The 12,207-nt window shown below is 71.8% G+C and carries 13 protein-coding genes; 5 read left to right on the top strand and 8 right to left on the bottom strand.

Annotated features, from left to right (window positions below; genetic code table 11):
- Positions 1–68: 68 nt before the first annotated feature.
- From AB0N68_RS04430 to AB0N68_RS04420, 3 genes are all read right to left on the bottom strand, one after another.
- Positions 69–380 carry a protealysin inhibitor emfourin gene (locus tag AB0N68_RS04430; protein ID WP_187663015.1) on the bottom strand — a complete coding sequence of 104 codons (312 nt, stop codon included), beginning with the start codon at positions 378–380 and terminating at the stop codon, positions 69–71.
- Positions 355–1,425, bottom strand: a complete 1,071-nt coding sequence (locus AB0N68_RS04425) for a M4 family metallopeptidase (RefSeq protein ID WP_292793458.1) — start codon at positions 1,423–1,425, stop codon at positions 355–357. The genes AB0N68_RS04430 and AB0N68_RS04425 overlap by 26 nt, the downstream gene beginning before the upstream one ends.
- A gap of 94 nt (positions 1,426–1,519) precedes the next feature.
- Positions 1,520–1,735, bottom strand: a complete 216-nt coding sequence (locus tag AB0N68_RS04420) for a hypothetical protein (RefSeq protein WP_187663017.1) — start codon at positions 1,733–1,735, stop codon at positions 1,520–1,522.
- Between the two features lie 93 nt (positions 1,736–1,828).
- Here AB0N68_RS04420 and AB0N68_RS04415 point away from each other — a divergent pair, with 93 nt between their 5' ends.
- A complete protein-coding gene (locus tag AB0N68_RS04415; RefSeq protein WP_280568748.1) occupies positions 1,829–3,346 on the top strand; it encodes an SDR family NAD(P)-dependent oxidoreductase in 1,518 nt (505 codons plus the stop codon).
- An 82-nt stretch (positions 3,347–3,428) separates the two neighbouring features.
- Here AB0N68_RS04415 and AB0N68_RS04410 read toward each other — a convergent pair whose 3' ends face one another.
- Both AB0N68_RS04410 and AB0N68_RS04405 read right to left on the bottom strand, forming a co-directional pair.
- Positions 3,429–4,502: a sensor histidine kinase gene (locus tag AB0N68_RS04410; protein WP_187663019.1), complete on the bottom strand. Its 1,074-nt coding sequence runs from the start codon at positions 4,500–4,502 to the stop codon at positions 3,429–3,431.
- Positions 4,503–4,512: 10 nt separating this feature from the next.
- Positions 4,513–5,184: a response regulator transcription factor gene (locus tag AB0N68_RS04405; protein WP_292793451.1), complete on the bottom strand. Its 672-nt coding sequence runs from the start codon at positions 5,182–5,184 to the stop codon at positions 4,513–4,515.
- 87 nt (positions 5,185–5,271) lie between these two features.
- On the opposite strand from AB0N68_RS04405, the gene AB0N68_RS04400 reads away from it, so the two are divergent.
- The 4 genes from AB0N68_RS04400 to AB0N68_RS04385 are packed head-to-tail and all read left to right on the top strand — an operon-like array spanning position 5,272 to position 8,452.
- Positions 5,272–5,955: a M15 family metallopeptidase gene (locus tag AB0N68_RS04400; RefSeq protein WP_259951900.1), complete on the top strand. Its 684-nt coding sequence runs from the start codon at positions 5,272–5,274 to the stop codon at positions 5,953–5,955.
- Positions 5,952–7,073: an alanine racemase gene (gene alr / locus AB0N68_RS04395; protein WP_313366512.1), complete on the top strand. Its 1,122-nt coding sequence runs from the start codon at positions 5,952–5,954 to the stop codon at positions 7,071–7,073. The genes AB0N68_RS04400 and alr overlap by 4 nt, the downstream gene beginning before the upstream one ends.
- Complete coding sequence (locus tag AB0N68_RS04390) at positions 7,070–8,020, top strand: D-alanine--D-alanine ligase family protein (protein WP_313366513.1); 951 nt, start codon at positions 7,070–7,072, stop codon at positions 8,018–8,020. Before alr ends, AB0N68_RS04390 begins: the two co-directional genes overlap by 4 nt.
- Before the next feature lie 42 nt (positions 8,021–8,062).
- A complete protein-coding gene (locus AB0N68_RS04385; RefSeq protein ID WP_101847682.1) occupies positions 8,063–8,452 on the top strand; it encodes a VOC family protein in 390 nt (129 codons plus the stop codon).
- Between the two features lie 15 nt (positions 8,453–8,467).
- Here the strand turns inward: AB0N68_RS04385 and AB0N68_RS04380 are convergent, their stop codons facing one another.
- The 3 genes from AB0N68_RS04380 to AB0N68_RS04370 are packed head-to-tail and all read right to left on the bottom strand — an operon-like array spanning position 8,468 to position 12,201.
- Positions 8,468–11,116 (bottom strand): DEAD/DEAH box helicase, encoded by a 2,649-nt coding sequence (locus tag AB0N68_RS04380; RefSeq protein ID WP_292794069.1) that lies wholly within the window; start codon positions 11,114–11,116, stop codon positions 8,468–8,470.
- Positions 11,117–11,140: 24 nt separating this feature from the next.
- Complete coding sequence (locus tag AB0N68_RS04375) at positions 11,141–11,641, bottom strand: roadblock/LC7 domain-containing protein (RefSeq protein ID WP_292794066.1); 501 nt, start codon at positions 11,639–11,641, stop codon at positions 11,141–11,143.
- Positions 11,638–12,201 carry a GTP-binding protein gene (locus AB0N68_RS04370; RefSeq protein ID WP_187663026.1) on the bottom strand — a complete coding sequence of 188 codons (564 nt, stop codon included), beginning with the start codon at positions 12,199–12,201 and terminating at the stop codon, positions 11,638–11,640. The genes AB0N68_RS04375 and AB0N68_RS04370 overlap by 4 nt, the downstream gene beginning before the upstream one ends.
- Between the last annotated feature and the right edge of the window lie 6 nt (positions 12,202–12,207).

The following is a 12,207-nucleotide window of genomic DNA, read 5'->3' as shown; positions in this document are numbered from 1 at the left end:
GTTTCCCACCGAGGTCGCAGGGATCCGGCGGGCTCCTGCGACGGGAGTGCGAATCTGCGACCGCGGGCTCACGCGTCGCGAGCGGCCTCCCGCACGGCATCGACGAGGGCGCGCCACGGACCGTCCACGGCCGAGTCGGGCAGCTCCCGCTCCCGGCGCTCGGACGGGGTGCGGGCGCGGATGCTCCACACGAACCGGTCGGCCCCCGGCTCCGTGTCGACGTCGTCGTCCCAGGGGCAGCTGTCGATGAGGCCGATCCACTCCTCGGCGTCCGGCGGCTCGGCCTCCACGCGCCACTGGCGACGGATGCCGGCGAGGCCTCCCGAGCGCACGACGGCGATGACGACGGGGGCGTCAGGCGGCGTCGGGTCCTCGGTCATCCTCATAGACTCCCACGGTCGTCCAGGCACGTCGAGCCGCGGCGACCGTCTCCTGATCGACCGTGGCCGCTGCGGCGACCGTGGCGTCGGCGAAGTCCGTGAAGCTCGCGGTGCTCGACAGGCCGCCGGTGAGCGCCCGGTACCAGACCGTGCCGGCGCGCTCCCAGGCGTTGCCGCCGAGGTCGAGGGCGAAGAGGGCAAAGGCGCGGTTCGGGATGCCGGAGTTGATGTGCACGCCTCCGTTGTCTTCGGTCGTGCGCACGAACCCGCTCATGTGGTCGGGCTGCGGGTCTTTCCCGAGTTCATCCTCGTCGTAGGCCGTGCCCGGCGCGATCATGGAGCGCAGAGCCGACCCCTCCACGGCGTCGGTGAAGATCTCCGCCCCGATGAGCCAGCTCGCCTGGTCGGCGGACTGCCCCAGCGCGTACTGCTCGGTGAGGGCGCCGAACACGTCGGCGACGGACTCGTTCAGTGCGCCCGGCTGGCCCTGATACTCCAGGTTCGCCGTGTGCTGCACGACGCCGTGGGCGAGCTCATGCCCGATCACGGTGAGCGAGCCGGTGAAGTGCTGGAACACCTCGCCGTCGCCGTCGCCGAACACCATGCGCTCGCCGTCCCAGAACGCGTTGTCGTAGTCGACGCCGTAATGGACGGTCGCGTCGAGGGGAGCGCCGGCGTCGTCGAGCGAGTTGCGGCCGAACGCGGAGAGCAGCATCTCGAACGTCGCGCCCAGGCCGTCGAACGCCTCGTTGACGGCGGTGTCGGCGACCGGCTCGTCGTCTTCCGTGCGGACCACGGCCCCCGGGAGCTGCTGCGTGTTGCCGGCGTCGCTGATCGTGCGGTTCGGCGCATCGGAGAGCTGCGCGACGAGGTCGCCGTTCTCGTCGATGGAGAGGTCGATGCGGGCGCGGAAGGGCGGGCGCCCGGCGGTGAGCGTCTGCCGGGCGGCGGCCGCGGCCTTGGGGAAGCGACCCGACTCGGCCAGGCGCGCGAGCAGGTAGGAGGGGACGACGCCGGGGTGCGGGAAGGATTCTGCGCTGCTCATGCGTCGACCCTACGCCGGGGATCGGACAGAGCAGGAGACCCGCTGCCGTTCCTCGAGGACGGCGGGAGCCATGGCGGCGGTGGCCGTGCGAGTGCTAGTCGCCGGATTCGCCAGGGGAGGCGCCGGGTCGGCGACGTGCCCCGACGATGAGCAGCACGATTCCCAGCACCGCCAGCAGGATGTTCACGCCGAGGTACACGGCGCCGTCGGCGCCGCCCGCCCGGACGACCGAGAAGGATGCGACCGTCCCGATGACGGCGAGAGCGAGGCACACGAAAGCGACGATCCTCAGCGTGCCGGCCTTCCTCATCTCATCCCTTCCGTCCGGACCCAGCGTAGCCGCGCGGCGCCCGGCACCCCACACGGCAGGAGACCCCCAGGACTGTCGCGTAAAATCGGCCTAATGACCGACGCGCCCGACGCCACTCCCGACCTGGGCCCCGGCATCGACCCCGACGACCTCGCCACCACGCTGCGCGTCCTCGCCGAGCTGCACACGATCGACAACGAGCACCCCGACTTCGTGGCCGTGCGCCACGCGACCGCGGCGATGTTCAAGGCGGTCAAGCGCGTGCGGCGCAAGGAGATCCGGGACGCGATCGCCGAGGCGGACAAGGCCGTCGTCGCTCGCACCGCCACCGGCGCTCCCGACCGCATCGACGACGAGACGCGCGGCAACGATCTCGCCACGAGCGTGGTGGACGCGCCCATCGCCGGCGAGCTCCTCAAACCCCGCAACTGCTACATCTGCAAGCAGCCGTACACGCTCGTCGACGCGTTCTACCACCAGCTCTGCCCTGACTGCGCGCGCTTCAGCCACGGCAAGCGCACCGCCCGCACGGACCTCACCGGCAAGCGCGCTCTGCTCACCGGCGGCCGCGCGAAGATCGGCATGCACATCGCGCTGCGCCTCCTCCGCGACGGCGCGCACACCACGATCACCACCCGGTTCCCGCGCGACGCGGTGCGCCGGTTCTCGGCCCTGCCGGATGCGGGCGACTGGCTGCACCGGCTGCGCGTGGTCGGCATCGACCTCCGCGACCCGGCCCAGGTGATCGGGCTCGCCGACTCGGTCGCCGCGCAGGGGCCCCTCGACATCCTCATCAACAACGCCGCCCAGACGGTCCGCCGCTCGCCGGGAGCCTATTCGCTGCTCGCCGACGCGGAGCTCCAGCCGCTGCCGGACGGGCCGCTGCCAGAGATGGAGACCTTCGGGCACACCGTCGACCCGCACCCGCAGGCGCTGCAGGCCTCGGTCGATTCGCACCCGCTGCTGTCGGTGGCCGCGCTCGGGGGCACGGTCGCAGAGCAGGGGGGACAGGCGCTCACCGCGGAAGACCTCGCACGGCTCGCGATGTCACCGGGCTCGTCCTCGCTGGAGAAGCACGCGGACGGCACGGCGATCGACGCGGGCGGACTCGTGCCGGACGTGAACCGCGTCAACAGCTGGGTGCAGTCCGTGGATCAGGTCGATCCGCTGGAGATGCTCGAGGTGCAGCTCGCCAACACGACCGCGCCGTTCCTGCTCATCAGCCGGCTGCGGGCGTCGATGGCCGCGTCGCCGTCGCGCCGGAAGTACGTCGTGAACGTCTCCGCGATGGAGGGACAGTTCTCCCGGCGCTACAAGGGTCCAGGCCACCCGCACACGAACATGGCGAAGGCCGCGCTGAACATGCTGACCCGTACGAGCGCGGGGGAGATGCTGGAGACGGACGGCATCCTCATGACCGCCGTCGACACCGGCTGGATCACCGACGAGCGCCCGCACTACACGAAGGTCCGGCTCGCGGAGGAGGGCTTCCACGCCCCGCTCGACCTGGTCGACGGCGCCGCCCGCGTGTACGACCCGATCGTGCGCGGCGAGGCCGGCGAGGACATCCACGGCGTCTTCCTCAAGGACTACGAGCCCAGCCCCTGGTGACGCCCGTTCGACTCCGTTCGAATCGCCTGAATGGTTCTATCCGGAGCCGAAACAGGGCGAATCGCGCGATTCGAAAGCCGGGTCAGCCGGGATAGGGGTGCGGGAACCAGACGGTCACGATGAGGCCTCCGCCGGTGCGGGGGGTCAGCACGAGGGTTCCGCCGTGTGTCTGGGTGATGCGCTGGACGATCGCGAGGCCGAGGCCCACCCCGGCGTGCTCCGCTCCCCGCGTGCGCTCGGTGCCGCGCTGGAAGGGTTCGACGAGCGTGGCGACCTGGGAGGCGGGGAGCTCCGCACCGGTGTTCTCCACGACGAGGGCCACCGCGTCCGGGAGGGAGTGCGTGCGCACCGCGACGGAGCCGCCGCCGTCGCCCCGGTTGTGGACGATCGCGTTGGCGACGAGGTTCATGACGAGTTGCGGCAGCAGGGCGGAGGAGCCGAGCACGGTCGCCGGGACGCCGGAGACCTCGACCTCGACCCCGCGGCGGTCGGCGAGCGGGAGGAGGGCCTCGACGGACTCCTCGGCCAGGAGCGACAGGTCGACGAGGGTCCGCGGGAAGGTGCGCTGATCCGCCCTGCTCAGCAGCAGCAGCGCCTCGGTGAGGTCGATCGCACGCGTGTTCACCTCGCGGAGCCGGTCGATGAGGGCGTCGACGTCCCGGTCGGGATCGGTGCGGGCCACGTCGAGGAGCGTCTGCGAGATGGCCAAGGGGGTCCGCAGCTCGTGCGAGGCGTTCGCGGCGAAGCGCTGCTGCTCGGAGACGTGCGCCTCCAGCTGCTCCAGCATGGTGTCGAAGACGTCGGCGAGGTCGCGGAACTCGTCGCTCGGGCCCTCCATGCGGATCCGGTGCGACAGCGAGCCCTGGGCCGCGAGCCGGGCCGCGTCGCCGATGCGGTCGAGCGGGGCCAGCATCCGGCCGGCGAGCAGCCACCCGCCGCCGAGACCGATCGCGAGCAGGGCGACCATCACCATCGCGGCGACGGGTACGAACGCCCGGATCAGGTCCGAGCGGTTGGGGACGAAGAACTCGACGACGGGGATCTGCACATCCGGGACGTACCTCAGGAGGTAGAGCGCCACGGCGCCGAGCAGCAGGAGGCCGGAGACGACGACGATGCCCGCGTAACTCAGCGTCAGCTTGAGGCGGACGCTCATCCCGCGCCGCCTACGCATCCGGGTCGGCCCCGATCCGGTAGCCGACGCCGGGCACCGTGAGGATCAGCCACGGCTCGCCGAGGCGCTTGCGCAGCGAGGAGACGGTGATGCGGACGGCGTTCGTGAACGGGTCGGCGTTCTCGTCCCACGCCCGTTCCAGCAGCTCCTCGGCGCTGACCACACCGCCCTCGGCGTCGACGAGCACCTCCAGCACGGCGAACTGCTTGCGGGTGAGGGCGACGTACCGGCCGTCGCGGTAGACCTCGCGGCGGAACGGGTCGAGACGAAGACCGGCGATCTCCAGCACCGGCGGTCGCGCGCGCTGGCGGCGGCGATCGAGGGCGCGCAGCCGCAGCACCAGCTCCCGCAGCTCGAACGGCTTGGTGAGGTAGTCGTCGGCGCCGAGCTCGAACCCGGAGGCCTTGTCGTCCAGCCGGTCGGCGGCCGTGAGCATGAGGATGGGGATGCCGCTGCCCGAGGCGACGATCCAGCGCGCGATGTCATCGCCGGGCGGCCCCGGCACGTCGCGGTCGAGGATCGCGATGTCGTACGCGTTGATGCTCAGGAGCTCGAGCGCGGTGTCGCCGTCGCCGGCGATGTCGGCCGCGATCGCCTCGAGCCGCAGCCCGTCGCGGACCGCCTCGGCGAGGTAGGGCTCGTCCTCGACGATCAGCACACGCATGGCAGTGATCCTACGCAGTGCGGCATATCGGCGGTGTATGGAAAACGCCATACGCCCCGGCAACCGCGTCCTCTCTTCACTGGAAGCATGAACGACCTCCACACCCCCCGAGCCGTCCGGGCACGGCGCCGTCGGCGGATCGCCACCACGGCCTCCGTGCTGGCACTCGCCGTGGTCGCCGCCGTCGCCGTGCAGCAGTCGCTGTCGGCCGCGTTCGCCGAGACCGCCCCGATCGTCACGCCCGCCACCACCGGCTCCTCCGGCTCCGACACCGATCCGCATCCGCCGACCACCGGATCGGTGCTCGCCCCGAGCGAGGCGGACGGCGTGATCCGCGACGGCGATCAGCCGACGGTCTTCGACGTCGACAGGATCGCCGTCGGCAACCTCGACCCCGCGCTGCTCGACGCCCTCCAGCGTGCCGCCTCCGATGCCGAGGCCGACGGGGTCACCTTCGTCGTGAACAGCGGATGGCGGTCGGCCACGCTGCAGGAGCAGTTGCTCCGCGACGCCATCGACGACTACGGCTCGGAGGAGGAGGCGCGCCGTTGGGTGGCGACCGCCGAGACCTCGGCGCACGTCTCCGGCGACGCGGTCGACCTCGGTCCGCTCCCCACCCTCGACTGGCTCGCCCAGCGCGGCTGGCGCTACGGGCTCTGCCAGACCTACGCCAACGAGTCCTGGCACTACGAGCTGCGACCGGAGGCTGTCGAGGACGGCTGCCCCGCACAGTACGCCGATGCCACCGAAGACCCGAGGATGCAGCGATGACCGCGGTGCTCGCGGAGGGGGCGACCCTGTCCCGCCTGCACGCGCCGACCCTGTCCACCCTTCCGGGCGCCGTCGCCGAGAACCTCCGCCGCGTGCGGGCCGCCGCTGCGGTTCCCGTCATGGCCGTGGTCAAGGCCGACGCCTACGGTCACGGCATGGTGGCGGTGGCGACCGCCGCCGTGGCCGCGGGAGCCGAGTGGCTCGGGGTCACCGACGTCGCCGAGGGGGTCGCGCTGCGCGAGGCCGGCCTGCGCGTGCCGATCCTCGCCTGGCTGCATCCGGCGGGCATCGACGCGCCGCTCGCGGCCGCTGCGGGGGTCGACGTGGCCGTGGGCTCCGTCGAGGAGCTGCGCCAGCTCGCGGCCGATGCCACAGCTTCCGTGCGGGTGCACCTGCACCTCGACACCGGGATGGCGCGCGGAGGGTGCCCCGTGGAGGACTGGGACACTCTGCTGCGCACGGCGAGGGCGGCCCGCGGACGGATCGATGTCGTCGGGGTGATGGGGCACCTCCCCTGCGCGGACGCCGCGGATCCGCGGGCGAACGCGGCCGCGGTGCTGCGGATGCGCCAGGGGAGGGACGCGGTCCTGCGCGCCGGGTTCGGACCGCTGCTCGTGCACCTCGCGGCGACGTCGGGGGCTCTCACGGACCCCGCCACGCACTTCGACATGGTGCGGGTGGGGGCCGCCCTCGTGGGGATCGACCCGTCCGAGACGGTGTCGTTGGTCGGGGCCTCCCGGTTCACCGCGCCCGTGGTGCACAGCGCCGCCGTGCCGGCCGGAACCGTCGTGGGCTACGGGGGCACGCACACGACGGCAACGGCCACGCACCTGAGCGTCGTGGGCGTCGGGTACGCGGACGGCATCCCGCGGGAGGTCGGGCCGGGTGCGGGGGTGGAGATCGGAGGGGAACGGCACCTGATCGTCGGGAGGGTGTCGATGGATCAGATCGTCGTCGACACCGGGGGGAGGGCGTTCCCGCGGGGAGCGGTCGCGACGGTGTTCGGGCCGGACGGCGGCGCAGTGCCGTCGGTGCAGGAGTGGGCGCGGTGGGCGGGCACCATCCCGCACACCATCGTCACGGGCATCGGCCCGCGAGTGAGAAGGAGCGTGGCATGACGATGAAGGTCCTGGTCATCGGAGGGGGACAGAACCCGGAGCACGAGGTGTCGCTCGCGTCGGCGGCGGCGGTCGCCGCGGCGCTGCGGTTGGGGGGACACGCCGTCACGACCGTGACGATCGACCGCGACGGCGTGTGGCGCGCGGACGGCATCCCGCCCGGCGTGAGTCCGGCGGCATCGTTGCAGCAGGCCCTGCCGCTGCTCGCGGCGAGCGACGTCGTGTTCCCGGCCGTGCACGGGGCGCTCGGGGAGGACGGCGCCCTCGCGGCGCTGTGCGCGCTCGCCGGGGTCCCCGTGGTCGGCTCCGCGCTGGGGGCGGGGGCGATCGGCATGGACAAATGGGCCACGAAGCTGGTGGCCCAGGCCGTGGGGCTGCGGACCGCCAGGGGGCGACTGGTCGCCGCGGAGGACATCGGCGATGTGGAGTTCGACGGCGCGGTCGTGGTCAAGCCGGTCACGGCCGGCTCGAGCCACGGCGTGAGCCTGGTGACGGAGGAGGGCGACCTGCTCACGGCGCTGCGGGGGGCAGCGCGGTTCGACCGGCGGATCCTGGTCGAGGAGGTCGTGCACGCACGGGAGATCGACGTCGCCGTGCTGCGGGAGAAGGGCGGGGTGCGGTGGGCCGCCCCGCCCCTGGAGATCCACGCGCCCGGGCTCTTCGACACCGCGACGAAGTACGACGGCACGGCCCGCTTCACGGTTCCCGCGCAGCTCGATACAGCCGCCACGACGGCGCTCAAGCGCGCGGCGATCGCGATGTTCGATGCCCTGGGGTGCGACGGCGTCGCCCGGATGGACTTCTTCCTCACGGACGAGGGCCCTGTGCTCAACGAGGTGAACACGATGCCGGGGCTGACCGCCGCCTCCCAGGTGCCGCGGATATTCGCGGCGGCCGGGGTGGACTACGTCGACCTCGTGGGCAGGCTCGTCCGAGCGGCCGTGTGAGAGGGGCTCGACACGGCGCGTGCGGAGGCGGATGCTGGGGGCATGGCAGCCTTCACAGCGGAGAACGCGTTCAGCGGTTTCAGCGTCGACGACATCGACGCGGCGAAAGAGTTCTACGGCACGACCCTCGGGCTCGACGTCGAGGTCAACGCGATGGGGTTCCTCGATCTGCGCCTGCCCCGCGGCGGGTCGATCCTCGTCTACGCGAAACCGAACCACACCCCGGCGAGCTTCACGATCCTGAACTTCCCGGTGGCGGACGTCGACGCCGCGGTCGAGGAGCTCAACGAGCGCGGCGTACAGACGAAGATCTACGGCGACGACGAGTTCCCGTCGGACTCCCGCGGCATCGTCCGCGGGAACGGGCAGGGGCCGGACATCGCGTGGTTCCGCGACCCGGCGGGGAACGTGCTCGCTGTCATGCAGGCCTGACGGGGCCCGCCTCGCTCACAGCCGGTCGACCGCCGTCACTGTCACGACCGCCTCGCCGGCCTCGTCTGACGCGGCGAGGTCGACGGTGGCGCTGATGCCCCAGTCGTGGTCGCCGACCGGGTCGTCGATGATCTGCCGCGCCGTCCAGGCGGTCGGCCCCTCGGTGAGCAGCAGCATGCGGGAGCTGCGGGCGTCCGGTCCGGTGCCGATGTCGTCGTGCTCGGCGAAGTACGCATCCAGCGCGTCCGACCAGGCGGCGGCGCCGAACGACGGGTCGAGCTCGGCCAGCGCATCCACGTCCTCACGCGCGGCGAGCTGCACGCGCCTGAAGAGTTCGTTGCGGACGAGCGTGCGGAAGGCGCGGGTGTTGCTCGTGAGGCGCTTCGGTGCGGGCGGGACGATCGGCTCGTCGGTCTCGCCGCGGGCGGCGGTCCCGGCGGTCAGCTCGCTCCACTCGTCGAGCAGGCTGGAGTCGATCTGGCGCACGAGCTCGCCGAGCCAGGCGATGAGGTCGTGGAGGTCCTCGTCCTTCCGCTCCTCGGGAATCGTCTGGGAGGCGGCGCGGTACGCGTCCGACAGGTACCGCAGGACGACGCCCTCGGAGCGGGCGATCTTGTAGAACGCGACGTACTCGCCGAACGACATGGCCCGCTCGTACATGTCACGGACGACGGACTTCGGGTGCAGGGCGAAGTCCCGGATCCACGGTTGCGCAGCGCTGAAGGTCTCGAAGGCGGCGTCGAGGAGCTCCTCCAGGGGCTTCGGGTAGCTGATCCCTTCGAGGAGCTCCATGCGCTCGTCGTACTCGATGCCCTCGCGCTTCATCGCGGCGACCGCCTCGCCCCGCGCGAGGAACTCCTGCTGGCTGAGCACGGCGCGCGGATCGTCCAGCGTCGCCTCGACGATCGAGATCATGTCCAGCGCGTACGACCCCGTCCCCACCTGGGTCCCTGAGCCTTCCTGGGCCCCTGAGCCTGTCGAAGGGTGGGTCCCTGAGCCTTCCTGGGTCCCTGAGCCTGTCGAAGGGTGGGTCCCTGAGCCTTCCTGGGTCCCTGAGCCTGTCGAAGGGTCCAGCAGATCGAACGCCGCGAGGGCGAAGGGGGACAGCGGCTGGTTGAGCGCGAAGTTGGGCTGCAGGTCGACCGTGAGCCTGACCCCCTTCGGTGCTCCGGGCACGCCCGTGTCGAACGTCTCCACGACGCCCGATTCCCGGAGCGTCCGGAAGATCGCGAGGGCGCGGAGGGCGAGCGCACGCTGCCGGGCGCGCGGCTCATGGTTGTCGAAGACGAGCCGGCGGACGTTCCCGAACACATCGCCGCCCCGGGCGATGACGTTGAGCAGCATCGCGCTGGTGATCTGCATGTGCGAGGTCAGGGTCTCGGGCGTCGCATCGATGAGCTTCCGGAACGACGGCTCTCCCCACGACACGAACCCGTCCGGGGCCTTCTTGCGGATGATCTTCCGCTTCTTCTTCGGGTCGGCGCCGGCCTTGCGGATCGCGGCGAGGTTCTCCGTCTCGTGCTCGGGCGCCTGGGCGACGACGGTGCCCGCGGTGTCGTAGCCGGCGCGTCCGGCCCGCCCCGCGATCTGATGGAACTCCCGGGCGTTGAGCTGGCGCATCCGGGTGCCGTCGAACTTCGTCAGCGCGGTGAGCAGTACGGTCCGGATGGGGACGTTGATGCCCACGCCGAGCGTGTCGGTGCCGCAGATCACCCGCAGGAGACCGCGCTGGGCCAGCTGTTCGACGAGCCGGCGGTACTTCGGCAGCATGCCGGCGTGGTGCACGCCGATGCCGGCCCGGAGGAAGCGGGAGAGCGTCTTGCCGAACGCCGTCGTGAAGCGGAAGCCGCCGATGAGGGCGGCGATCTCGTCCCGCTGCTCACGCGTCGCGACCTTCGTGCTCGACAGGGCCTGGGCCCGCTCCATGGCGGCCGCCTGCGAGAAGTGCACGATGTAGACCGGGGCCTGTCCCGTGTTCAGCAGGTCGTCGATGGTCTCGTGGATGGGCGTCGTCTCGTAGAAGAAGTGCAGCGGGACCGGGCGCTCCACTCCGGTGACCGAGGCGGCCTCCCGTCCTGTGCGACGCGTCAGGTCGGCGGCGAGGGTGGTGACGTCGCCGAGGGTGGCGGACATCAGCACGAACTGGGCCTGTGGGAGCTCGAGGAGCGGCACCTGCCAGGCCCACCCGCGGTCCGGGTCGCCGTAGAAGTGGAACTCGTCCATGACGACGAGGCCCACGTCGGCGGCATCACCCTGCCGCAGGGCCAGGTTCGCGAGGATCTCGGCGGTGCAGCAGATGATGGGGGCGTCCGCGTTCACGGCGGAGTCTCCCGTCACCATCCCCACGTTCTCGGCGCCGAACACCTCTGCCAGCGCGAAGAACTTCTCGCTGACGAGGGCCTTGATCGGCGCCGTGTAGTAGCTGCGGCGGCCGCCGACCATCGCCGCGAAGTGGGCTCCGACCGCGACGAGCGACTTTCCGGTGCCCGTCGGCGTGGACAGGATGACGTTCGCGCCGGAGACGATCTCGATGAGCGCCTCGTCCTGCGCGGGGTAGAGGCGGATGCCGGTCGACTCCGCCCATTCCACGAACGTCAGGTAGACCGCGTCGGGGTCCGCCGCGTCGGGAACGAGAGAGGGTTCGAGCCGCGGCGTGGGATTCATGGTGCTTCGATCATCCCATCTGCGTCATGTCGCCGATCCCGCGACCCCGAGCGCGGTGAGCAGCTCGTACGCCGTGGAGCGCGCGTGCACGATCACGGTCCCGAGCTGCGACGACGAGGCCGACACCGAGAGCAGGAGCTGGCCATACGGCGCGAGGATGAAGCTCAGCAGGGCCATCCGGTTCTCTCCGATGGACAGCGACACGATGGCCGACAGGGTCGGCTCCGTCCCGCCGGCGATGATCTCGGCTTCGGCCCGCGCGACCCCGAACAGGGAGCCGTTCATCGCCGCGAGCTGCTCGCCGCCGTCCTGGTCGACGCCGAGCGAGGCGATGTGTAGGCCGTCGGCCGTGCCGAGGACCGCGGTCGTCAGCTCCGGGAAGCGCTCCTCCAACTGCTGCAGACGGGTCTGCGCCGACGGGCCGACGATGCGCGACCACAGGGCCCAGTTGCCGGCGACGTCGGGGTGCATGCGGGACGGATCGGGCGTCGCGGCGGCGTCGTGCCGCCGGGCGGGTCCGGTCATGGCTTCTCCTCCGGAAGATCGAGAGCGGCGCCGGCGACACGCATCACGCTGTCGCGGTCGCGCGCGTCGGCCGCGAGGACGCGCGAGGCGGGGATGCCGTGTCGCGCGAGGGGGGCGGCGAGCGCGCGCCGGATATCGCCGATCGCTCGTCCGGCGGTGTGGCTGACGGCGATCACGACGCGATGCTCCTCGCCCGCGAGAACGTCCAGCCACTCGTCGGCGTCGGCGACGAGGGTGTCGCGGTCGCCGCGCAGCCAGAGCAGCACCCGGGTGCCCGGGATCGAGACGCGCTGCCGTGCCGACGCGAAGCGCTGCTGCCCCGGGATGCCGATGAGCGCGATGGAGACCTCGGGCGTCGGCCGCCAGGTCCCGTAGTCGAGCCCGACCGTCGTGGTGGTCTTGCCGTCACCGCTCGCGAACGACATCGGCACGTCGGTGTCCACCGGCGCGACGTCGCTCAGAGCGCGGACCGCAGTCGTCTTGCCCGCGCCCACCGGACCGGCGAAGATCACCCGGTACCGCTGAGGCAGGTCGGTCCGTCGGCGCCGGGGGCGCCTCATCGTCCG

The organism is Microbacterium meiriae, assembly GCF_040685015.1.
Lineage (GTDB): Bacteria > Actinomycetota > Actinomycetes > Actinomycetales > Microbacteriaceae > Microbacterium > Microbacterium meiriae.
Note: the sequence above shows the minus strand (reverse complement) of the source record. Positions and strands in the feature narration are given on the sequence as shown.